Annotated in this window: 21 protein-coding genes; 5 read left to right on the forward strand and 16 right to left on the reverse strand. The window is 72.7% G+C overall.

What is annotated here, in order from left to right:
• Positions 1-22 precede the first annotated feature (22 nt).
• Positions 23-1,897: a plastocyanin/azurin family copper-binding protein gene (locus C8K30_RS19970; RefSeq protein WP_108494647.1), complete on the forward strand. Its 1,875-nt coding sequence runs from the start codon at positions 23-25 to the stop codon at positions 1,895-1,897.
• 71 nt (positions 1,898-1,968) lie between these two features.
• Here C8K30_RS19970 and acnA read toward each other — a convergent pair whose 3' ends face one another.
• From acnA to C8K30_RS19995, 5 genes are all read right to left on the reverse strand, one after another.
• Positions 1,969-4,713 carry an aconitate hydratase AcnA gene (acnA, locus tag C8K30_RS19975; RefSeq protein WP_108494648.1) on the reverse strand — a complete coding sequence of 915 codons (2,745 nt, stop codon included), beginning with the start codon at positions 4,711-4,713 and terminating at the stop codon, positions 1,969-1,971.
• A gap of 142 nt (positions 4,714-4,855) precedes the next feature.
• Positions 4,856-5,608: an SGNH/GDSL hydrolase family protein gene (locus C8K30_RS19980; protein ID WP_158281068.1), complete on the reverse strand. Its 753-nt coding sequence runs from the start codon at positions 5,606-5,608 to the stop codon at positions 4,856-4,858.
• 10 nt (positions 5,609-5,618) lie between these two features.
• Positions 5,619-7,004, reverse strand: coding sequence for a class I SAM-dependent RNA methyltransferase (locus tag C8K30_RS19985; protein WP_108494650.1), 1,386 nt, complete (start codon positions 7,002-7,004; stop codon positions 5,619-5,621).
• A 58-nt stretch (positions 7,005-7,062) separates the two neighbouring features.
• Positions 7,063-7,602: a DUF4870 domain-containing protein gene (locus tag C8K30_RS19990; protein WP_108494651.1), complete on the reverse strand. Its 540-nt coding sequence runs from the start codon at positions 7,600-7,602 to the stop codon at positions 7,063-7,065.
• A gap of 13 nt (positions 7,603-7,615) precedes the next feature.
• Positions 7,616-9,613: an APC family permease gene (locus C8K30_RS19995; RefSeq protein WP_108494704.1), complete on the reverse strand. Its 1,998-nt coding sequence runs from the start codon at positions 9,611-9,613 to the stop codon at positions 7,616-7,618.
• A gap of 82 nt (positions 9,614-9,695) precedes the next feature.
• Between C8K30_RS19995 and C8K30_RS20000 the strand changes: the two genes are divergently transcribed.
• Both C8K30_RS20000 and C8K30_RS20005 read left to right on the forward strand, forming a co-directional pair.
• Positions 9,696-10,349: a TrkA family potassium uptake protein gene (locus C8K30_RS20000; RefSeq protein ID WP_108494705.1), complete on the forward strand. Its 654-nt coding sequence runs from the start codon at positions 9,696-9,698 to the stop codon at positions 10,347-10,349.
• The gene (locus tag C8K30_RS20005; RefSeq protein WP_108494652.1) at positions 10,349-11,014 is read left to right on the forward strand and encodes a TrkA family potassium uptake protein; all 666 of its coding nucleotides are present in this window, start codon (positions 10,349-10,351) and stop codon (positions 11,012-11,014) included. Before C8K30_RS20000 ends, C8K30_RS20005 begins: the two co-directional genes overlap by 1 nt.
• Here the strand turns inward: C8K30_RS20005 and C8K30_RS20010 are convergent.
• The 4 genes from C8K30_RS20010 to dut all read right to left on the reverse strand — a co-directional run bounded on the left by C8K30_RS20010 (position 11,011) and on the right by dut (position 13,513).
• Entirely contained in the window at positions 11,011-11,754 is a 744-nt protein-coding gene (locus C8K30_RS20010) for a DUF3159 domain-containing protein (protein WP_233257294.1), read from the reverse strand. The genes C8K30_RS20005 and C8K30_RS20010 overlap by 4 nt on opposite strands.
• A 29-nt stretch (positions 11,755-11,783) precedes the next feature.
• A complete protein-coding gene (locus tag C8K30_RS20015) occupies positions 11,784-12,164 on the reverse strand; it encodes an OB-fold nucleic acid binding domain-containing protein (protein WP_108494654.1) in 381 nt (126 codons plus the stop codon).
• A 15-nt stretch (positions 12,165-12,179) separates the two neighbouring features.
• The gene (locus C8K30_RS20020) at positions 12,180-12,905 is read right to left on the reverse strand and encodes a DUF3710 domain-containing protein (protein WP_108494655.1); all 726 of its coding nucleotides are present in this window, start codon (positions 12,903-12,905) and stop codon (positions 12,180-12,182) included.
• A 131-nt stretch (positions 12,906-13,036) separates the two neighbouring features.
• Complete coding sequence (gene dut / locus C8K30_RS20025; RefSeq protein ID WP_165919536.1) at positions 13,037-13,513, reverse strand: dUTP diphosphatase; 477 nt, start codon at positions 13,511-13,513, stop codon at positions 13,037-13,039.
• Positions 13,514-13,602: 89 nt separating this feature from the next.
• On the opposite strand from dut, the gene C8K30_RS20030 reads away from it, so the two are divergent.
• Positions 13,603-14,046 carry a DUF3093 domain-containing protein gene (locus C8K30_RS20030; protein ID WP_108494656.1) on the forward strand — a complete coding sequence of 148 codons (444 nt, stop codon included), beginning with the start codon at positions 13,603-13,605 and terminating at the stop codon, positions 14,044-14,046.
• Between the two features lie 85 nt (positions 14,047-14,131).
• On the opposite strand, the gene C8K30_RS20035 is transcribed toward C8K30_RS20030, so the two are convergent.
• Positions 14,132-14,431, reverse strand: a complete 300-nt coding sequence (locus tag C8K30_RS20035) for a DUF4193 domain-containing protein (RefSeq protein ID WP_020014531.1) — start codon at positions 14,429-14,431, stop codon at positions 14,132-14,134.
• A gap of 310 nt (positions 14,432-14,741) precedes the next feature.
• On the reverse strand, positions 14,742-15,605 hold the full coding sequence (locus C8K30_RS20040; RefSeq protein ID WP_108494657.1) for an inositol monophosphatase family protein: 864 nt from the start codon (positions 15,603-15,605) through the stop codon (positions 14,742-14,744).
• 120 nt (positions 15,606-15,725) lie between these two features.
• On the opposite strand from C8K30_RS20040, the gene sepH reads away from it, so the two are divergent.
• Positions 15,726-16,901 (forward strand): septation protein SepH, encoded by a 1,176-nt coding sequence (gene sepH, locus C8K30_RS20045; RefSeq protein ID WP_158281069.1) that lies wholly within the window; start codon positions 15,726-15,728, stop codon positions 16,899-16,901.
• On the opposite strand, the gene C8K30_RS20050 is transcribed toward sepH, so the two are convergent.
• From C8K30_RS20050 to C8K30_RS20070, 5 genes are read right to left on the reverse strand one after another with little or no spacing between them, the layout of a single operon-like run.
• A complete protein-coding gene (locus C8K30_RS20050; protein WP_108494659.1) occupies positions 16,898-17,530 on the reverse strand; it encodes a thymidine kinase in 633 nt (210 codons plus the stop codon). The two genes, sepH and C8K30_RS20050, sit on opposite strands and share 4 nt — an antisense overlap.
• A gap of 10 nt (positions 17,531-17,540) precedes the next feature.
• Positions 17,541-18,734, reverse strand: coding sequence for an alkaline phosphatase family protein (locus C8K30_RS20055; protein WP_108494660.1), 1,194 nt, complete (start codon positions 18,732-18,734; stop codon positions 17,541-17,543).
• Entirely contained in the window at positions 18,731-19,309 is a 579-nt protein-coding gene (locus tag C8K30_RS20060) for a DUF5998 family protein (RefSeq protein WP_108494661.1), read from the reverse strand. Before C8K30_RS20060 ends, C8K30_RS20055 begins: the two co-directional genes overlap by 4 nt.
• A 34-nt stretch (positions 19,310-19,343) precedes the next feature.
• Positions 19,344-22,136 (reverse strand): GNAT family N-acetyltransferase, encoded by a 2,793-nt coding sequence (locus C8K30_RS20065; RefSeq protein WP_369940561.1) that lies wholly within the window; start codon positions 22,134-22,136, stop codon positions 19,344-19,346.
• Positions 22,137-22,187: 51 nt separating this feature from the next.
• Positions 22,188-22,643 (reverse strand): hypothetical protein, encoded by a 456-nt coding sequence (locus C8K30_RS20070; protein WP_146197538.1) that lies wholly within the window; start codon positions 22,641-22,643, stop codon positions 22,188-22,190.
• Positions 22,644-22,825 lie beyond the last annotated feature (182 nt).

Consider the following 22,825-nt stretch of genomic DNA (forward strand, 5'->3'; position numbering starts at 1 on the left):
CGCGAGAACGAGAGAGGCTCCCATGTTCCGACAGAAGCTGTCCCGCCTCCTCGCGGGGGCCGCGGTGAGTGCCCTCGTGGCGCTGCCGCTGGCACCGGCCACCGCCGTGGAGTACCGGGGCGAGACCCCCGCCGACCGGTCCGCCGCCCAGGCGGCGGACCCGACGGCGGAACAGGTAGCGGACCAGGTGCTCACCTGGACCGGGAACAACAGCGTCACCGCGTACGCCACGGCGCCCGCCACGGCGGCCGCAGGGGCCACGACGATCGTGTTCGAGAACAGCACGGCCACCGGCAACACGATCGGCATGAGCCACACCCTGACGTTCGACACGAGCACGCCGGGGTACAACCACGACGTCACCCTGGACATCCTGGCCAACCCCCTGGACTCCAACGGCGGGCGCTACGAGGCCGACGTCGTCCTGACGCCGGGCACGTACCGGTACTTCTGCGCGATCCCGGGCCACGGCACGATGGTGGGCGAGCTCGTGGTCACCGACGGCGGTGGCGAGGACACCACCGCCCCGGTCGTCACGGCCGACGTCGCCGGCCAGCAGGACGCCGACGGCGCCTACATCGGCTCGGCCACGGTGAGTCTCGCGGCCGAGGACGACGACTCGGGCGTCGCATCCGTCGAGTACTCGGTCGACGGCGGCGCGTACGTCCCCTACGCCGAACCGGTCGTGTTCGACGAGCCGGGCACGTACATGCTGGAGCACCGCGCCACCGACAACGCGGGCAACGTCTCGGAGCCCGGGATGGTGCACCTGGTGGTCGTGCCCAGCGACGGGGAGGACACGACGGCCCCCGACGTGTCCGCCCAGGTGTCCGGCGACCTCGACGCCGACGGCGCCTACCTCGGGTCGGCGACCGTGACCATCGCGGCGGAGGACGCCGGCTCGGGCGTGGCGACCGTCGAGTACGCGCTCGACGGCGCCGGGTACGCGCCCTACACCGACCCCGTCGTCGTCGACACGCTGGGCGAGCACACCGTGACCTACCGGGCCACGGACAACGCAGGCAACGCCTCCGCCGAGGGGTCGGCGACGTTCACCGTCGTCGAGCGGCCCGACGAGGACACCACGGCCCCGTCGGTCACCGCCGAGGTCACGGGCGAGCAGGACGCCGACGGCGCCTACGTCGCCTCGGCCACGGTGTCGCTCCTGGCGGAGGACGCCGGCTCGGGTGTGGCGAGCGTCGAGTACAGGCTGGACGGCGCCGGCTGGGCGGCCTACACGGACCCCGTGGTCGTCGACGTCACGGGCGCCCACACGGTGTCCTACCGGGCCACCGACAACGCCGGGAACGTCTCCCAGCCCGGTACGGTGGACCTGGTGGTCGTCGGCGGGGCGGACCCGCCGGACACGACGCAGCCGATCGCCTCCGCGCAGGTCGACGGTGACCAGGACGACGAGGGTGCCTACATCGACTCGGCGACGGTGACGATCAACGCCCGGGACGACGGGTCGGGGGTGGCGTTCATCGAGTACGCGCTGGACTCGTTCATCTTCCGGGAGTACACCGGCCCGATCGAGGTCACCGGCCCGGGCGCGCACGCGCTGCAGTACCGGGCCACCGACAACGCCGGGAACGTCACCCGGACGGGGACGCTCAGGTTCTCCGTCTCACGAGAGGGGACCGACGCCTGCCCCGTCTCCGACGAGCGCCCGACGGTGATCATGGGGAACCTGGACAGCACGGTGGCCAACGTCGACACGGGTAACGGCTGCACCATCGCCGACCTCATCGATGCGGACGGGCCGTGGGTCAGCCACAGCGCGTTCGTCAGCCATGTGACCCAGGTCGCCGACCGCCTGAGGGCGGACGGCGTCATCACCGAGACGAAGCGCGTCAAGCTGATCAACGTGGCCAAGCGGTCCGACGTCGGGCGGTAGCGGACACGACAAAGCTCGGGGCACCTTCCACAGGGAAGGTGCCCCGAGCTTTGTCGTCGGACGACGAGCGGTCAGGCGACCAGCGAGCGCAGCACGTACTGCAGGATGCCGCCGTTGCGGTAGTAGTCCGCCTCACCCGGGGTGTCGATGCGGACCACGGCGTCGAACTCGACCTTGGAGCCGTCGGCCTTGGTCGCGGTGACCTTGACCGTCTCGGGCGTGACGCCCTCGTTCAGCGCGGTCACGCCGGTGACGTCGAAGGTCTCGGTGCCGTCCAGGCCCAGCGACTCGGCGTTCTGGCCGGCCGGGAACTGCAGCGGCAGCACGCCCATGCCGATGAGGTTGGAGCGGTGGATGCGCTCGAAGCTCTCGGTGATGACTGCCTTGACGCCCAGCAGCGCGGTGCCCTTGGCGGCCCAGTCGCGCGACGAGCCGGAGCCGTACTCCTTGCCGCCGAGCACCACGAGCGGGGTGCCGGCCGCGGCGTAGTCCTGCGCGGCGTCGTAGATCGTGTCCTGGGCGTTCTTCACGAAGTTGAAGGTGAAGCCACCCTCGACGTCGTTCAGGAGCTGGTTGCGCAGGCGGATGTTCGCGAACGTGCCGCGGATCATGACCTCGTGGTTACCGCGGCGCGAGCCGTAGGAGTTGAAGTCGCGGCGGCCCACACCGTGCTCGGCGAGGTACTTGCCCGCCGGGCTGTCCGGCTTGATGGAGCCGGCCGGGCTGATGTGGTCGGTCGTGACCGAGTCGCCGAGCTTGGCGAGCACGCGGGCGCCGGAGAAGTCGGTGACGGGCTCCGGCGTCATGCCCATGCCCTCGAAGTACGGGGGCTTGCGCACGTACGTGGACTCGCTGTCCCAGGCGAACGTGTCGCCCTCGGGGGTCTCCAGGGCGGCCCAGCGCTCGTCGCCCTTGAAGACGTCGGCGTAGTCCGACTCGAACATCTTGCGGTCGATCGAGGACGCGATCGTCTTCTCGACCTCGTCCGGGTTGGGCCAGATGTCGCGGAGGAACACCGGCTTGCCGTCCTCGTCGCGACCCAGCGGGTCGTGCTCGAAGTCGAACTCCATGGTGCCGGCCAGCGCGTACGCGATGACCAGTGGCGGGGACGCCAGGTAGTTCATCTTGACGTCCGGGTTGATCCGGCCCTCGAAGTTGCGGTTGCCGGACAGCACCGAGACGACGGACAGGTCGTGCTCGTTGACGGCCTCCGAGACCTTCTCGTCGAGCGGGCCGGAGTTGCCGATGCAGGTGGCGCAGCCGTAGCCGACCAGGTGGAAGCCCAGCTTCTCGAGGTACGGCCAGAGGCCGGCCTTCTCGTAGTAGTTGGTCACGACCTGCGAGCCCGGTGCCATGGAGGTCTTGACCCACGGCTTGGAGACGAGGCCCTTCTCCACGGCGTTCTTCGCGAGCAGCGCCGCGGCGATCATGACCGACGGGTTCGAGGTGTTGGTGCAGGACGTGATCGAGGCGATCGCGACGGCGCCGTGGAACAGCTCGAACTCCTTGCCCTCGCTGTTCGTGACGTGCACGTGCTTGCGACCGTTGGTCGACGGCGCCGGCGAGTCCGACGCGGGGAACGACTCGCCGCCGGTCTCGTCGGCGCCCGCCCCGACCTCGGGGGCGTAGTTGGGCAGGTCGTGCAGGAACGCCGACTTCGCGTTCGTCAGCTCGATGCGGTCCTGCGGGCGCTTCGGCCCGGCGATCGAGGGGACGACCGTCGACAGGTCGAGCTCGAGGTACTCGGAGAACACCGGCTCCGGCGAGTCGGCGTCGAGCCACAGGCCCTGCTCCTTGGCGTACGCCTCGACCAGCGCGAGCGCCTCCTCGGAGCGGCCGGTCAGGCGCAGGTAGTCGACCGTGACCGAGTCGATCGGGAAGATCGCGGCCGTGGAGCCGAACTCCGGCGACATGTTGCCGATGGTGGCGCGGTTCGCGAGCGGCACCTGGGCCACGCCCTCGCCGTAGAACTCGACGAACTTGCCGACCACGCCGTGCTGGCGCAGCATCTGCGTGATCGTGAGCACGACGTCGGTGGCGGTCACGGCGGCGGGGATGGAGCCGCTCAGCTTGAAGCCGACAACCCGCGGGATGAGCATCGAGACCGGCTGGCCGAGCATCGCGGCCTCGGCCTCGATGCCGCCGACGCCCCAGCCCAGCACGCCCAGGCCGTTGACCATGGTGGTGTGCGAGTCGGTGCCGACGCAGGTGTCGGGGTAGGCCCGCAGGACGCCACCAACCTCACGCGTCATCACCGTGCGAGCCAGGTACTCGATGTTGACCTGGTGCACGATGCCGGTGCCCGGCGGGACGACCTTGAAGTCGTCGAACGCCGTCTGGCCCCAGCGCAGGAACTGGTAGCGCTCGTGGTTGCGCTGGTACTCGAACTCGACGTTGCGCTGGAACGCGTCGGCGCGGCCGGCGACGTCGATCTGCACGGAGTGGTCGATGACCATCTCGGCGGGGGCCAGCGGGTTGACCTTGGTCGCGTCGCCGCCGAGCGCGGCAACGGCCTCACGCATCGTGGCGAGGTCGACGACGCAGGGCACGCCGGTGAAGTCCTGCATGATCACGCGCGCCGGCGTGAACTGGATCTCGGTGTCGGGCTGCGCGTCCGGGTCCCAGGACGCGAGGGCACGCACGTGGTCGGCGGTGATGTTCGCGCCGTCCTCGGTGCGCAGGAGGTTCTCGGCGAGGATCTTCAGCGAGTACGGGAGGCGCTCCACGCCTTCGACCGCACTGAGCCGGAAGATCTCGTAGGACTTACCGGAGACCTCCAGCGTTCCCTTCGATCCGAACGTGTCCACGGTGCTCACTCGGGCTCCTTCTGCGGGGCTGACGGTGCGTCGGCTCTCACAGGCGCGGTCATCGCGCGAAGGAGCCGCCGCATGGGTTCCAGGGGGCTTCACCCAGCCTAGGCCGGGCTGCTGGAGCCAGCATATCGCATTTATCTTGACGTCAAGATATCTGCGAGATCACCCGGTGCGCGATCGCCGCGTAGCCCTCGTCCGTGACGTGGATGCCGTCCTCGTGCACGTACTGGTCCAGCACCACGTCGGGGTCGATCAGCGAGACGTACGTCGCCCCCTGCTGCTCGGCCGCGGCCCGCACCGCGCTGTCGAGGGCACGGGCCTCCAGCCCGATCTCCCACGGCGTGGAGGGCCCGACGGCGATGATCCGCGCGTCCGGGAACTTCTGGTGCGCAGTCTTGAAGGCCCGCGCGACGGCGCTGAACACCAGCTCCGGGTCCTCCTCGAGCTCGTCGAAGTCGTTCTGGCCGCCGGCGATCACCACGACGTCGACGCCCTCCTTCGACGCCGCCCGGAGCTGCTCGCCGTAGGACAGCTTCGGGATCGTGACGCTCCGGCTCACGTAGCCCGTGCCGCCCTGCGCCTCGTTGCGCTCGGCCCAGCCCATCTTGTCGGCCACTATCGTGCTCCACCGCTTCTCCGGCGCCGACGAGCCCTGACCCACCGTGTACGAGTCGCCGACGAACAGCGCGACAGGCTTCTTCTCGACGGTGACCGTAGGGACCATCGCCGACGCCGACGCCGACGGCGACGCCGTCGGGCTCGGCGAACCGCTCGCCTCCCCGCTCGTATCACCGGCGGCGGTGCCACCGGCTCCGGCGATCATGCCGACCACCACCGCGGCGACGAGCGCCACCACCACGGACGCGACGATCCCGCCGCTCATCAGCCACCGCTTCACGCTGCGCATCCTATGCGCCCGGAAGAACCTGCCTGTCCAGGACCGCGACGGCCTCCAGGTGGTGCGTGTGCGGGAACAGGTCGAACCCGCGCACGCCCGTGAGCGTATAGCCGTGCCCCGCGAGGTAGCCGACGTCGCGCGCGAGCGCCGCCGGGTCGCACGCCACGTACACGATGCGGCGCGGGGCACGCGCGGCGATCGCGTCCACCACGGCTCGCCCGGCGCCGGTTCGCGGCGGGTCCAGCACCACGACGTCGGCCGCGCCGTCCGGGTCGTCCGCGAGCACGCGGTCCACCGCGCCCTCGCGCAGGTCGACCTGCCCGAACGCGTGCGCGTTGCGCCGCGCGTCCTTCACGGCCCGGGCGTCGCCCTCCACGGCGACCACCCGCCCGTCGGGCCCGACGGCGTCCGCGAGCGGCAGCGTGAACAGCCCCGCGCCGGAGTACAGGTCCAGCACGGTGGCGCCCTCGACGGGCCCGACAGCGTCCAGCACCGCGCCCGTCAGCACGGCCGGCGCCTCACGGTGCACCTGCCAGAACCCGTCGGCGGCCACGCGGTAGCGGTGCGTGCCCCACGGTCCAGCCACCGTCTCGGTCACGGCGCGGCGCGCGTTGGGCCGGGTGTCGGGCTTCCCGCGGCGCCACGGCTCGCCGTCGACCAGCAGCACCGGGTCACCCTCGGAGGGCGCCACCAGCGCGAGCTGCGCGCCCGGCTCCCACGTGCGGGTGAACACGTCCTCGGCGACCGCGAACGCCGCGATCTCCGCGGTGCCGAGCGGCATCTTCTTCAGCGCGAGCACGTCGTGCGAGCGGTGCTTGCGCATGCCGGCGTGGCCGTCGGCGTCGGCTACCAGGTCGATGCGCGTGCGGTAGTGCAGGCCACGGCGCTCGTCGTCGCCGGGAACACCCTCGACCGTCACTTCTCGGGCGAGCCAGTCCGGGTCGATCCGGGCCAGGCGCTGCAGCTGCTCGACCAGCACGTCGGTCTTCCAGCGCCGCTGGGCGGGCAGCGCGACGTGCGACAGCTCGCCGCCGCCGACGCCGTCGGCCCCGGCGGCGGGCCACGCGGGCTCGACGCGGTCGGGCGAGGCCTGGAGCACCTCGACGGCGTCGGCCCGCCAGAAGCTGGGGCCGCCCTCGGTGACGCGGGCGCGAACGCGCTCCCCCGGCAGGGTGTGGCGGACGAAGACGACGCGGCCGTCCAGGCGCGCCACGCAGTGGCCGCCGTGCGCGACGGGACCGACCTCCAGCTCGACCTCGGTCCCCACCTCGGCCGCGGGGACGTCGCTCACGCGGCGGGCCCGGCCGGGCCGCGGGGAACGCTGCGGACGACGGCGCGGGCGGCCGCCCTGCTCGGGGTCGGCGGGCGCGGTGCGGCGGTCGGGGTTGCGGGGCATGCGCCCAGTATCCCCTGCCCGGCCATCACCCTTTCCACCGCCTGGCCCGGCGACCCGCTCAGGCAGCGTTCTGTGTCGGCTGTGCACTCCGGATGAAGGGGATGGCGAGCGGGTTGCGGAGCACCTCGCGGCGGTTCGCCTTGACGAGACCGCAGATGATCACGACCAGGTGGACGACGAACGTCGCGGCGAAGATCGTGATCGGGATGCCGACCGGATAGAAGCCGTCACCGAGCGACGTGCCCGTCGCGGTGAAGAGAAGAACGAAGTGTGTGACCAGGGTGATGGTGGCGATCAGGAACGCTGTGATTCCCCAGTTGGCGGCACGACGCGCGTTCTCCGCGGCGAGCCCGCCTTTCCTCTTCGCGGACGGATACACGGCGGCCATGACGATCCCCGCGACCAGGAGCGAGAGGAACGGGATGCCGATGAAAGCCAGGAAGCCAAGTGCGTAGGACACCGCGCCTGTCGGCGGCACTGGCAGGTACTGGGCATGCTGGTTCTGCGACACCTGGGGGTGTAGCGGCATTGCCGCCTGTTGTTGAGGGCCCTGTTGAGGTGTCGTCATTGCGCGATCGTAGCGGTCGCCAGGGACCATGCTGAGCGTTGCCCTACATCCGCCGGCCGCGCAGGAAGGTGTCCCCCTCGAGGCCGGTCTGGCCCCGCGACGAGGCGAGCTGCCACGGCACGGACGCCACCACCACGCCGGGCGTGAACAGCAGGCTGCCCTTGAGGCGCAGTGCCGATTGGTTGTGCAGCAGCTGCTCCCACCAGTGGCCGACCACGTACTCCGGGATGTAGACGATCACGAGGTCGCGCGGCGACTCGCGGTGCACGGACCGTACGTACTTGAGCACGGGCCGCGTGATCTCGCGGAACGGGGAGTCGAGGATGCGCAGGGGCACGGGCAGGTCGAGGGCCTCCCACTCGGCGGTGAGCCGCTCGATGTCCTCGCGGTCCACGCCCACGGTGACGGCCTCGAGCACGTTGGGCCGCGCGGCCCGCGCGTAGGCCACGGCCCGCATGGTCGGCTTGTGCACCTTGGAGACCAGGACGACGGCGTGCACGCGGCTCGGCAGCGCGCGGGCGGCGGAGACGTCGTCGAGCGCGAGCTCGTCGCGTACCCGGTCGTAGTGCTTGCGCACCCCGCGCATGAGGACGAACAGCACACCCATGGCCAGGATCGTGATCCAGGCACCATGGGTGAACTTGGTGAGCAGCACGATGATCAGGACGGTGCCCGTGAGCCCGAACCCGACGCCGTTGACCATCCGCGAGCGCTTCATGCGGCCGCGCACCGCGGGGTTGGGCTCGGTGCGCAGCTCGCGCGTCCAGTGCCGCAGCATGCCGAGCTGGGACAGCGTGAACGACACGAACACGCCCACGATGTAGAGCTGGATGAGGCGCGTGGACTGGGCGTCGAAGGCGATGATCAGGACGATCGCGGCGACCGCGAGGGCGACGATGCCGTTCGAGAACGCGAGCCGGTCGCCGCGGGTGTGCAGCTGGCGCGGCAGGTAGCCGTCGCGCGCGAGGATCGAGCCCAGCACGGGGAACCCGTTGAACGCCGTGTTCGCGGCGAGCACCAGGATGAGGCCCGTCACTGCGGACACCGCGTAGAAGGCCGGCGGGAAGCCGGAGAACACGGCCTCGGCGAGCTGGCCGATCACGGGGATCTGGACGTAGTCGTCGGAGACCGGCTGCCCGTCCACCGTGAGCTGCTCGTGCGGGTTCTCGGCGAACCGGACGCCCGTGGCCTGCGCCAGCAGCAGGATCGAGATGATCATCGTCGAGGAGATGGTGCCGAGCAGCAGCAGCGTGGTCGCGGCGTTGCGCGACTTGGGCTTGCGGAACGCGGGGACCCCGTTGCTGATGGCCTCGACGCCGGTCAGGGCGGCGCAGCCGGACGCGAACGCCCGGGCCAGCAGGAACGCGCCCCCGAGGCCGACGAGGCCCTGGTCGAACGCGGCCTCGGCGGAGAGCTCGAACTCCGCGCTCTGGGCCTCCGGCAGGGTTCCCGAGAAGAAGCGGAACGCGCCGGTGACCACCAGGGCCCCGACGATCGCCATGTAGCAGTACGTCGGGATCGCGAACGCGGTGCCCGACTCCTTGACGCCGCGCAGGTTGACCAGGGTGAGCAGCGCCACGGCGATCACCGCAGCGACCACCTCGTGCCCGCGCAGCCCAGGGATGGCCGCGGACGCGTACTGGGCCGCCGACGAGATGGACACCGCCACGGTGAGCACGTAGTCGACGAGCAGCGCCGACGCCACGCCGATGCCCGCCGACGGACCCAGGTTGGTGGTGGCGACCTCGTAGTCGCCGCCGCCGGACGGGTAGGCGTGCACGTTCTGGCGGTAGGACGCGACCACGATGAGCAGCACCACGACCACCACGAGGCCGACCCATGGCGAAAATGCCATGGCCGCTATACCGGCGATCGAGAGAGTCAGGAGGATCTCGTCCGGCGCGTACGCCACGGACGACAGGGCGTCCGAGGCGAAGACCGGTAGGGCGATCCGTTTGGGCAGCAGCGTGTGCCCCAGGCTCTCGCTGCGCATGGGGCGGCCGACCAGGAGTCGTTTGGCCGCATCGACGATGTCCGACACGTTGGAAACCCTATGCCCGCGGATGCCCTGCAGCGCACCGGCCATCCGGCGCGGTAGCGTTCCGTCCGTGCACTTCGTGATCATGGGCTGCGGCCGTGTGGGCTCCAGCCTCGCCCAGGAGATCGAGGGCCGCGGGCACTCCGTGGCCGTCATCGACCAGAACCCGGACGCGTTCCGGCGCCTGCCCGCGGACTTTTCCGGCAAGAAGGTGACCGGCGTGGGCTTCGACCGCGACACCCTGGTCCAGGCGGGGATCGAGGACGCGTACGCGTTCGCCGCGGTGTCCGACGGCGACAACTCCAACATCCTGTCCGCCAGGGTGGTGCGCGAGACGTACGGCGTGGACAACGTCGTCGCCCGCATCTACGACCCGCACCGCGCCGAGATCTACCAGCGCCTCGGCATCCCCACGGTCGCCACCGTGCGCTGGACGGCGGACCAGGTGCTGCGCCGCATGCTGCCGCTGGGCTCCACCGACGAGTACCGCGACCCGTCGGGCACGGTCCGGCTGGCGCAGATCGACTACCACCGGCGCTGGGTGGGCCGGCCGGTGCTCAGCCTCGAGGCCGCGACGGGCGCGCGCGTCGCGTTCGTCATCCGGTACACGACGGCGGTCCTGCCCACACCCGACATCGTGCTCCAGGAGAACGACGTGCTGCACCTCCTCATGACGGCCGACAGCGCCGCCGACGTCGAGCGGATCCTCACCGCCGCCCCACCCGCCGAGGAGGACTGATGCGCGTAGTCATCGCCGGGGCCGGCTCCGTGGGCCGCTCGATCGCCCGGGAGCTGCTGAGCCACGACCACGAGGTCACCCTGATCGACAAGAACGCCTCGGCCATGCGGGTCTCGCAGGTCCCCGAGGCGGAGTGGGTGCTCGCGGACGCCTGCGAGCTCCCCGCGCTGGAGGCCTCCGAGCTGGAGCAGGCCGACGTCGTCGTCGGCGCCACCGGCGACGACAAGGTGAACCTGGTCTTCTCCCTGCTGGGCAAGACGGAGTTCGGGGTGCCGCGCACCGTCGCGCGCGTGAACAACCCGAAGAACGAGTGGATGTTCGACCAGTCCTGGGGCGTGGACGTCGCGGTCTCGACGCCGCGCATCATGACCGCGATGGTCGAGGAGGCCGTCGCCGTCGGCGACCTCGTGAAGATCTTCAGCTTCAGCCACTCGGGCGCGGACATCCTGGAGCTCACGCTGCCCGCCGACTCCCGGGTCGCGGGTACCCGCGTGGGCCAGGTGGTGTGGCCGGCGGAGGTCACGCTCGCGACCATCGTGCGCGACGGCCGCCCGCTGGTGCCCAGCCCGGACGACACCCTGGAGGCCGGCGACGAGCTGCTGCTCGTCGCCGGCGCGGACGCCGACACGGACGCGCTCCAGAAGCTGCTGGTCCCGAAGGGCTAGCCGGCCTGCGCCTGGACCTTCGGCCGCCGCACGACATACCAGGTCAGGTACAGCACGAGCGCCCAGAGCGGCACGCCCAGCAGGAGGTGGAAGGTGCCCAGCCACGCTATGTCGCCCGCGAAGTAGAGCGGCGTCTTCACGGCGAGGCGCAGGGCGAACAACCCCACCCAGAGCCAGGTGGCGATCGTGTAGGTCCGCATCTTCGCCGGGTCGTCCCGCCAGGCGGTCAGCGCGGCGAGCACCGAGGGCTCGCCGTCGGCACGGTTGGCCTCGGCCTTCACGGCGTCGGGCGTCAGGCCGGCGCGCAGCGCCTCGACGACGTAGCCGACGGCGGGACGGCGCACCAAGATCGTGACGAGCAGCACCACGAGGTACCCGGCGTTGAGCAGCAGGCCGCCCGCGTAGTAGTTCTCGGCCTCGCCCGACGTCCACGCCCACACCACGCCGATGGCGATGCCGAGCAGGCCGCCCAGCGCCTGCGTGACGGGCGTGCGCTGCACCAGACGCGCCACGACGAGCACCAGGGCGGCCACCACCGACGCGATGAGCGGGATCGTCAGGTCCGTGAAGATCACGAAGGCGACAACGAAGACCAGACCGGGTAGCACCGCCTCCACCAGGCCGCGCACACCGCCGACGGCCTGAGCTGCGGAGAACTCCTCGCCGGCGAGGGCACGCATGCCGCGCGCGGGGGTGTCTGCGGACTGCGGGGGCACGTCAGGACGTGCTGGTTCGCTCATGGGGCCCATTGTGCCGTGCTCGGAGGGGGTCATTCACCCGGCCGCGGCCGCAGCTCGTAGCGCGGGTTGAACATGGTGCGACGCCCGTCGACGTCGCACACCATGCCCTCGACGCGGATCCGGCGGCCCGGCTCGATGCCGTCGATGGTCCGCCGCCCGAGCCACACGAGGTCCAGGGCGCCGGAGCCGTCGAAGAGCTCCGCCTCCATGGTGGGCACACCCTCGCGCGGGCGCAGCACCACCGAGCGCAGCACGCCGGCGACCTTGCCGCGGGTGCGGTCCGGCAGGGACGTGACGGCCGAGCAGCCCACGTTGCGGGAGGCGTCGGCGCGTTCCTCGGTGTCCTCGACCTGCTCGTTGGAGGCCAGCGTCGCCGCGATGCGGGACGCGAGAGCCGAGCGCAGCGACATCAGTGGTTCACCTCGTCAGCCGATCTGGGTGATCTCGGGACCGCGGCGCAGCGGGTTGAAGTCCGACATCTGCGGTACGGCGTCCGCCGGGCCGTCCGCGGCCGAGGCCTGCTGAGCGCCGTCCTTGCGCGCCGACTTCGGCAGCGCCAGGGGCAGCAGGTCGCGCGGCGGGCGCGGGCTCTGGTCCCGCACCACGACGATGTTCGCGAACACGGACTCCAGCGGCTTGGCCGACTCGGCGTCCAGCGCCGCCTTGCCCGCCAGCACGCCACGGATGAACCAGCGCGGGCCGTCGACGCCGACGAACCGCGCGGGCCGCTGGCCGGACTGCCCGTCCGGGCCGGTCACGGGCATGCGGACCAGCAGCTCGCGGCCGAACACGCCGGGCACGTCGTCCACGATCCCGCCCTGCCCGCTCACCGACTGCGCGATCTCGTGCCGGATCTCGTCCCAGATGCCCTCGGTGCGCGGCGCGGCGAAGGCCTGGATCTGGAGGTTCGACCCCTCCAGCGCGGCCGTCACCCCGGTCACCTTCTGCGTCTTCTTGTCGATCTCCATGCGGAGCTCGAGGCCCGGCATCACCGGCAGCCAGATCGCTCCGAGGTCGACCCGGGGGCCCATCTCGTCCACCTGCGACCGGTCGAAGGGTCCGTGCGGCCGCTTCTGCTGCTCGGCCTTCACCGACGCCCACTCCACCGAGGCGGGCTCATTGGCCGTGCCTCGTCGGCTGAACAGACCCACAGCCACGCTCCTTCGTTGTTCGTCCGCCCGCGATTGCTTCGCAGGGCAGCGTTATCCGCTCGTTACTTACAGCCTAGACCCGTCCGGGGCGGAGTTGGGACGGTAGTCGGGACAGCCTTCGTGCGAGGCGCTCAGCGCCCGGCGAAACCGCCGCTGGAACCGAAGCCGCCGTCGCCCCGGTGCGATCCGGGGAGCGTCTCGGCGGTCAGGAACCGCGCCCGCTCGACCTTCTGGATCACGAGCTGCGCCACGCGGTCGCCACGGACCAGCTTCACGGCCTCGGTGACGTCGGTGTTGAGCAGCGTGACCTTGATCTCGCCGCGGTAGCCGGCGTCCACCGTGCCGGGCGCGTTCACGATGGTGACGCCGTGCTTCGCGGCCAGGCCCGACCGCGGGTGCACGAACGCCGCGTAGCCGTCCGGCAGCGCTATCGACACTCCCGTGGGCACCGTCACCCGGCCCTGCGGCGGGATCTCGAGGTCGACCGTGGTCACCAGGTCGGCACCGGCGTCGCCGGGATGCGCGTAGGAGGGGACGGGAACGTCGTCGAGGAGGCGGATGAGCACGTCGACCGTGCTCCCGTCGTCGGTCGGCACAGGGGTGGGCACGCCGGAAGAGTACGCCACCTCGGCGCATGCCGCCGCAAGAGTGCCGGGGAGTGCGCTCGGGCGGTGCTCACGGCTGGGATGATGTCCCCATGACGGCGACCACCCTCACCTTCCACGAGCGTCTCCTGCCTGGTCCCGGTGGCTGGCTCGGCACGGTCGGTCTGGGCGCCATCGCGGCGATCGCGCTGTGGCCGGTGCACGCGGCGACGGCGGTCGCCGTCGGGCTGCTGGTGTGCGTGGGATCGGCTGTCGCTCTGGCGGCGACCTCCCCCGTCGTGGAGGTGTCCGACGGCGTCCTGCGCGCCGGGAGCGCCCGGATCCCGGTCGCGCTGCTCGGCGCCGCGGAGCCGCTCGACGTCGCCGCCATGCGGCACGAGCTGGGCCCGGGCCTCGATGCGCGCGCGTACGTGTGCCTGCGCGCCTGGGCCAGGACCGGGGTGCGGGTCGCGCTCGACGACCCGGCCGACCCCACCCCCTACTGGCTCGTCTCCACGCGCCGGCCAGAGCTGCTGGTGCAGGCCCTGACGGGCTGAGACCTGACGGGCTGGGACACGACGAAGGCTGCCACGCACTTGCATGACAGCCCGGTCGTGTCGTCGGTGCCGAAGGCCTGGTGGATCAGGCGGCGCACTCCGTGCAGATCATCTGGCCGGCCTTCTCGTAGGCCAGCTGGCTGCGGTGGTGCACCAGGAAGCAGCTCGAACACGTGAACTCGTCCGCCTGTCGCGGCAGCACACGTACTGCGAGCTCCTCGCCGGACAGGTCAGCACCCGGGAGCTCGAAGCCCTCGGCCGCTTCTGTCTCGTCCTCGTCCACAACGCCCGAGGACTTGTCAGAACGACGTGCCTGCAGCTCCTGGATCGAGTCCTGCTCGACATCCTCATCGTTCTTACGCGGGGCGTCGTAGTCAGTTGCCATGTGGTGTTCTCCGTCGGGTAGGTGGTCGCGCCGGAAGGTTTCGGGAGGTCCGGGGGTTCGACGCCGCCCCGGCCGGGTCACCGCAAGCGCCGTCGAACGGCGTCCGTTGCGGGTGTACGCGCAGATAATGCACACGGCCCCGGTTTTGTTCCCGAGTCGGCCCACGGATTGTGCACCATTTCTGTCAGGCGCGCTACATCTGCCCGTGTAACCCCCGTCACCTATGCTCTGACCTGCAACGACACCCCGTTGATCGGCCTTGGACCGGGATGGGCGGAGATGACTCCCCCCACGGCGTGTCAGAAAAAGATCACCCGTGTCCGGGGGAGCTCGCGCCGTCGGCGCCCGCCGCCTCGAGGATCTCGGCGAGCTGCGCGACGAGGTCGGGCGGGCCAGCGACCGTCATGGCGTTGCCGGCCGGCGCGCCGCGCAGACCGGTCACCACGGCGCCCGCCTCGGTGGCCACTATCGCGCCCGCCGCCATGTCCCACGGGTTGAGGCCCCGCTCGTAGTACAGGTCGAGCGAGCCGTCCGCGAGCAGGCACAGGTCGATCGCCGCGGAGCCGAGCCGCCGGATGTCCCGGATCCTGGGCAGCACCTGGGTCAGCACCTGGGCCTGCTCGGCGCGGCGGCCGGCGTCGTACCCGAAGCCAGTGCCCACCAGGGAGGTGCCGAGGGACGCGGGGGCACCCACGCGGACCGGCACGCCGTCCCGGGTGGCGCCCTCGCCGAGCCCGGCCGACCAGGTGCGCCCGTCGGCGATGCTGTGCACGCACCCGGCCACCACGGTCCACGAGGCGGGGTCCGGCGGGCCGGCCACCACAGCCACGGACACGGCCCAGGACGCGACGCCGTACAGGTAGTTCACGGTGCCGTCGATCGGGTCCAGGACCCAGGTCAGGCCGCTGGTGCCGGGTACGTCGTCACCCTCCTCGCCGAGGATCGCGTCGTCGGGGCGCTCGGCGGCGATCATCTCGCGCAGCAGGTCCTCCGAGGCGCGGTCCATGACCGTCACGGGGTCCACCTCGCTCGACTTGGTGGCGGCGACCACCACCCGCTCCGGTCTGCCCTCACGCACCAGTGCGCCGGCGGCCGTGGCCAGGCGGACGGCGAGATCGCGGAGGGCGGTGACGGTGACGCCGTCGGGCAGCTCGGGCGTTGCGGGTGAGATCACGCGCCCATCCTGCCGCAACCGCCCACGGGCTACGATCCGGCGGCACACCGACGCGCCTGCGCCATGCTGCCGCCGCGCGGTGGCAGGCTCGGCCCACAGGACTACCCCGGGAGGACTGGCATGGACGAGCTGGAGCTGGTACGGCTGCACGAGGACGGTGAACGACTCGTCCTTGCTGCGCGCGACGGCGCCCAGAGCACCCTGCCCATCACCGATGCCCTGCGTGCCGCCATCCGTGGCGACCGCCCCCGGATGGAGTCGATCCGCGCCCAGGAGGCGTCGGCGCTACGCCCCCGCGAGATCCAGGAGCGCCTGCGGGCTGGCGAGACGTGCGAGGCCCTCGCCGAGGCGTCGGGCCTGCCGATCGAGCACGTGCGGCGCTTCGAGTACCCCGTCATCTCCGAGCGGGAGCACGCGGTCTCGCGGGTGCGCGCCAAGGCCGTCCTGACGGACGACGACGGCGCCACCACCCTCGGCGACGTCGCCGACGAGCGGCTGCGCTCGCGCGGCGTGCGGCCCGACGACGCCACGTGGACCGCCACCCGGCAGGGCAGCCACCCGTGGATAGTGCAGGTCGAGTTCACGGCCGCCGAGCGGCCCCGCATCGCCCGCTGGTCCCTCGAGCCGCGCGGCGGCTTCGTGACGGCGCTCGACGACGAGGCCCGCTGGCTCGGCCTCCCGGAGGACGACGGCGGCCCCACCCTCGCCGGGGTGTCCGCCCTGCCGTCGCAGCGGAGCAACCAGCGCTCGTCCCGGCCCGCACCGCCCGAGCCCGACGACACCGACCTGCTGCTCGACAACCTGTCCGAGCGGCGCGGCCAGCGGCCCTCGCGCCGCACGACGCCGGACGCCGAGCTGCCGGACCTGATGGAGCTCGACGAGCTGGACGGGGCCGACGAGCGCCCTCCCTGGCCGGAGCCCGCCAAGGAGCCGGAGCCCGAGGACCGTCCCGCCGAGCCCGCCGCCGTCGTCGACATCGGTGCGCGGCGTAACGGGTCGCGCCCGAAGATGCCATCGGTAAAGGTGCCGGACTCCCCCGCCGACCTGGAGTGGGAGGCGCCGAGCCAGTGGGAGATCCCGGCCCCGGGGTCGGCGTCGGCCCCGGCGGCGGACAAGGGGCAGAAGCCGGAACCGGAGCCCGAGCCCGCCCCGAAGGCCGAGCCGAAGCCGGAACCGGAGAAGGCGCCGGCCGAGGCGGCGGCCGCCAAGCGGCCCGCGGCGAAGCGCGGCCGCAAGTCGCGCGCGCAGGTGCCGAGCTGGGACGAGATCGTGTTCGGCTCGCGTCCGGAGGTCTAGCCCCAGAGGGACTCGTCGGCCGACCGGCGGCGCGCGGTGAGCGCCGTCATGCGGCGCATGTGGTGGCGGCGGCACAGCACCTCGTACGCGACCTCCGCGAGGCCGACGTCGCCGATCACCACCTGCTCGCCCTCGGTGACCATGACGCCGTCGACGGTGCGCGCGTTGTGTGTGGCGCGCGCGCCGCACCAGCACAGCGACTGCACCTGGAGCACCTCGATGCGGTCGGCGAGCTCGATGAGGCGGGCCGAACCGGGGAAGAGCCGGGTGCGGAAGTCGGTGGTGATGCCGAACGCGAAGATGTCGATCTCCATCTCGTCGACCAGGCGGGCGAGCTGCTCGACCTGCGCGGGCGAGTAGAACTGCGCCTCGTCGCACACGAGATAGTCGACGGCCTCGCCGCCCGCGCGCCGGCCGCTGATCTCGGCCCAGAAGTCGGTGCCGTCCGTCACGTCGAGGGCCGCCACCTCGAGCCCCAGCCGGCTGGACACCCGGGCAGGGCCCGCCCGGTCGCCGCGGCTGAAGATGAGCCCTTCGCGGCCGCGGGCGCGGTAGTTATGGTCGGTCTGGAGGGCGAGGGTGGACTTTCCGGAGTCCATGGTCCCGGAGAAGAAGACGAGCTCGGCCACGGGAGGCTCCTTACGCGACGGCGGTCAGCAGCGGAACGAGCATCTCGTGCGGGGTCAGGGAGCCGTGCACGCCGGGCAGGGCCCGGGCCGCCGCGGAGTGCACCCGTGAGTCGACGACGGTGGCGGCCCCGGTCATCGCCACCACCACGTCCCCGATCGAGGGCAGCACGTGCTCGGCGACGGGCCCGAACCAGCCGTCCGCGACTGCCCGCTCCCGCAGCACGACGACGGCGTGGTCACCCAGCCGCTCGGCCCACCGCCGGGCGACGTCGGCCGGGTCCGTGCCCGGCTCGGTGTAGACGTGCGCGGCGCGCGGCTCCCCGCCGACCATCGCCACGCCGGGGCGCAGCGCGGGGTCGGCGGCGACGTCCCACTGCGTCGTCAGGTCGGCCTTGATCTGACCGTGGTCAGCCGTGACCAGCACCAGCGTGCCGCGCGGGACGCTGCGCAGCAGGCGCTGCAGCTCGCGATCGGTGGACTCCAGCGCGTCGCCCCACTGCCAGGAGTCCCAGCCGTGGCCGTGGCCGATCTTGTCGACGTCGCCCTGGTACAGGTAGACCAGGCGCTGCCCGCCGCCCGGCGCCCGCAGCGCCGCGACGGTGGCGTCCACGCGCTGCTCGAACGTCTCGGCGGCGACGTAGGCCGGGCCGCGCAGCGCGGCCTGCGTCATGCCGGACCCGGCGAACTTCCGCGGGCCGGGCGCCGTGACCCGCGCGCCTGCCGCGACGAGCGCCTCGAAGACGGTGGGCTCGCGCTGCACGTCGGCGGGGTCGCCGAGGTCCTTCCACTGCACCACGGCGGCCAGGCGGCCCGTCGCCGGGTTGCGCTGGGTGTAGCCGAGCATGCCCGTGCGGCCGGGGGCCGTGCCCGTGCCGAGGATGCTCAGGCCAGCGGCCGTGGTGGACGGAAAGCTGGAGGTCAGCGTGGCGGCGTCCGCGCCCCGCTCCCGCAGGAGCCCGCGGAGGAACGGCGCGTGTCCCCCGCGCTCGGCGAGGTTGCGGATCCCGAGCCCGTCCACCAGGACGACGACCACGCGGTCGGCGTCGGGCAGGCCGAGGGCCGCGCGGCAGCCGGCCGCGGTGAGGCCGGTGCTCGTGCTGAGCTCGTGGCCCATGGCGCCCGCCGCGGCGGGCAGCACCGCGGCCAGGCTGGTGGTGTCGTAGGACGGCGCGACCAGGCCGTCGGGGAGGTCCGGTGCGGTCACGCAGTCGTGGCCCGCGACAGGGCGCGGGCGAAGTCGACGGCGGCACGGACCGCGGCGTCACCCTCGGCCTCGCCGGAGACCCGCACCACCACGTCGTCGGGCGTCACCTGGCCGGTCAGGCCGTGGTCCGCCGTGCAGTTCGGGTCCACGCAGGAGGCGGGCTCCAGGTCGACGCGGGACACCGCGCCCCAGCCCACCGCGAGCGTGACCTCGCGCGTCGCCGCGCGTCGCGGGTACCGCTCCGGGTCCGCGATGATGTGCGTGAGCGCAACGGACCGGATCTCGCGCACCGGCACCACCTCAGTGGTGGCCGACGCCGAGCCCGGCCGGGCCGGGTCCTCCCCCGAGTGGTCGTCCACGTGCGCGGTGACCAGGCGGGTCGGCGTCAGCACCAGGACCGTGAGGTGCCGGCGCACCTCCGAGTCGAAGGTGGTCTCGGCCTGGACCAGGTGGGCCACCACCTGCTCGTCGGCGAGCGCAACGTCGAGCACGTCCGCGACGAGCTCGGGGTAGTAGCCGGCCCGGTGCAGGTGGGCGGTCAGGTCATCACGGGCATCGGTAGGGGCATGGGGCACAGGGGGAATCATCCCACGAGAGGGGCGCTCGACGTTAGCCCGGCAGCGCCCTGCGCGGCGCGTCCGTCCGGCGTTCCGCAGGCCGCAGCCGGATCGTCGCGTGCAGCACCGAGGCGCCCTGCTCCGCGACCGCGACGGGGTACAGCTCGAGGGACGCGAGCTCCGGCAGGTCCTCCGCCATGACCGACACGCGGGCCAGCACGTCCTCCAGCGCCTCGACGTCGGCGGCGGGCGCGCCCTGGTACCCGAACAGCCGGGGTGCGGCGCGTACGCCGCGCACCATGCGCGCGACGTCGACGTCGGTCAGCGGCGGCACGCCGTGGGTCACGTCGTCGAGCAGGTCGACGGCGTCGCCCGCCAGCCCGAACGACACCACCGGCCCGAACAGCTCGTCCTCGACCGACCGCACCACGCACGCCACGCCGGTGGGGGCCATCGCCTGCACCTCCAGCACCGGGTCGGGCGCGGGCAGGAGGGACGACGCCGAGGCGAGCATCCGCTCGGCGTCCTCCCGCAGGTCCTCGGCGTCGGCGATGTCGAGCCGGACGCCGCCCAGGTCGGCCCGGTGCCGCAGGGCCGGCGCGGCGATCTTGAGCGCGACCGGCCAGCCCAGCTCCTCGGCGGCGGCCACCGCCTCGTCCGCGGTGCGCACGCTCCGGGACCCCCACAGGGTCAGGCCGTAGCAGGCCAGCAGCTCTCTGGCCGCGGCCTGGTCCAGCAGGACGCCGTCGCCCGGTCGCTCGTCGCCGGCCTGCTCCCCGAGCAGCGACTCGACGAGCCGGCGCGCCTGGGTGCGCGCGACGCCGTCGGACACGCCCTCCCGCAGGGCGGGGCGGACCGGCGTTCCGTGGTCCTGCGTGCGCCACTGCGCGTAGCGCACCACCTCCCCGAGCGCCCAGACGGCGTCCTCGGGGGTGGAGAAGGCGGGGATGCGGGTCTCGCCGGACGCGAGCTCGTCGGGCATGCCGTGCAGGCCGACCGCGCTGACCACTGTGGTGCGGCCGGTGCGGGCCGCGGCGTCGGCCACGGCGCGGGCTATCGCGTCGGTGCGCGGCAGCACGACGGGCACGGAGACCACCACGACGGCGTCGCACGCGCCGGGCGCGTAGAGGGCGTCGACGGCGGCGGCGATCTCCTCGTCGGGCGCTCCCGCGGACAGCGGCTCCGGCGGCCCGACGACGGTCAGGCCGGCCGCGGCGACGGCGTCGGCCACGAGCGCCGCCAGCGACGGCGAGCTGGCGAGGATCCCTACCCGGCCGCCCGCCGGGAGCGGCTGGTGCGCCAGCACCTGCGCGACGTCCATGAGCTGGTGCGTGTTCTCCGCCCGGATCACGCCGGACTGCCGCAGCACCTCGTCGAGCATGCGCCGGGGCGCGCGCGTGGCGCGCACCGTGTGCCCGGGCGGCACCACGCTGCCGTGGCGGCCCGCCACGACCACGACCACGGGCTTGACGAGCGCGAGGCGCCGGGCGATGCGCGAGAACTTGCGGGGGTTGCCGAGCGTCTCGAGGTACAGGCAGACGACGTCGGTGTGCGGGTCGTCCTGCCAGTACTGCATGACGTCGTTGCCCGACACGTCCGCCCGGTGTCCCGCCGAGACCAGCGTGGACAGGCCCAGGCCGCGGCGCGTCACGGTGGCGGCCGTCGTGACGGCGGCGGGCGCGCTCTGGCTGAACAGGCCGACCCGCCCCGGCCGCGGGGCCGTCAGGGCGAGGCTCGCGCGCAGCCGCGCGCCAGGGACGTTCGTGAGCAGGCCGTAGCTCGCCGGGCCGACCACCCGCATGCCCTCGGTGTGAGCGGTGCGCAGCAGCTCGCGGCGGCGGGCGACGCCGTCGGGCCCCGCCTCCGCCCAGCCCGCCGACAGCACGACGACGCCGCGGGCGCCTGTGCCGCGCAGGCGGCGGACCGCGTCTATCACCTCGTCCGGCGGGGCGGCGATGACCGCTAGGTCGATGCCGTCCGGGGTGCCGGACCCGCCCGCCGACCCACCTGGGCCGGCGGACCCACCCGAGCCGAGGTCCGCCCAGGTCACGTCGTCGCCGAGCACCAGGAGCTCGGTGTCGCCGGGGTCGGCCGCGTGGGCGTCCCGGATGCGCGCGGCGAGGAGCTCGTCGACGGTGCCCCCGTGCGCCGGGCCGACCAGGAGCACCCGCTTCGCCGAGAGCAGCCCCTGCATGGAGCGGGCCTCGGTGCGGTGCTCGCGGTCGGCCATGACCTCGCGGGACCGGTCGGTGGGGTCGAGGTCAACGGAGACGGCAACGACGCCGTCGTCCAGGTGCTGCTCGACGGCGTAGCCCGCCTCCCGGAACACGCCGAGCATCGCCCGGTTCTGGGGCAGCACCTCGGCGATGAACCGGTGCACGCCCCGCTCGCGCGCCGCGGCGGCGATGTGCTCCAGCAGGACCGAGCCGAGGCCCTGGCCCTGGAGCGAGTCCGCGATGTTGAACGCGACCTCGGCGGTGCGGCGCCCGGGATGGTCGTCGATCACGTCGTAGCGGGCGACGCCGACGATGTCCTCGGGGTGGTCGGTCCCCGGCCGCACCGCGACCAGCGCCGTCCGGCCCACGTGGTCGACCGTGACGAGCTGGGTGAGCAGGCGGTCCGGGATGCGCTGCAGCGCGGCGAAGAACCTGAGGTAAGTGGAGCGCTCCGACTGGGCCATCTGGAAGCGCTGGAGCGCGTCGGCGTCGTCGGGCCGGATGGGGCGCACGTGGGTGGTGGACCCGTCGCGCAGCACCACGTCGGCCTCCCACTCGACCGGGTACTCGGTCGAGTACGGCAGGCGCACCGTGCCCACCGGTCGGTCGGCCCGTTCTGGCTGGTCCACGGGACCAAGGCTAACGACCGGGGCGGCGGGCCAGTACTCGGCGCCCAGGACTCAGCGCACCAGCACCATGCCCACGAGCAGCATCACGGCGAAGCCAACGAGCACCAGGCGCTGGCGGCGGTTCGGGCCGGAGGCGGTGAGGATGGCCGCGACCGCCGGGCCCACCGCGAGCAGGAGCCACGCGCCGAGCGCCGGGGCGACGTTCGCCGACACCGCGGCGACCGCGACGACCACGAGGCCGTGCACCACGCCGAGCCCGACCCGCATCGCGATGACCACGTGGAGCACGGCGGCGACCACCGCCAGGCCGGCCCACATGGTGATGCCCTGCTCGAGGCAGCCCCACTCCTGCTGGGCGCACTGCCAGGACTGCATCCACCAGGTCACGAGAGCGCCGAGCACCAGGACGGGCACCACGCTGAGCCCGACGACGCCGTACGCGAGCCCGATCCGGACCAGCCATCCCGGCGTGGTGGTCGACCTGCTGACCAGCGGCATATCGGGCATACCCGAATAGTGCCAGGTGACACGAGGAAAGTGCACATGCATCGGCCCGTGACCTCGCGGGATGCGCGCGGGATGCGCGCGGGATGCTCGCGGGCCAGGTCAGCGCCGTGCCAGCGAGGCGACGCCGGAGTGTCGGCGGCGCGGGGTACCGTTTGCCTGTCCCGTCAGCCCCAGACTCAGGA

The organism is Promicromonospora sp. AC04 (genome assembly GCF_003058225.1).
Classification (GTDB): Bacteria; Actinomycetota; Actinomycetes; order Actinomycetales; family Cellulomonadaceae; genus Promicromonospora.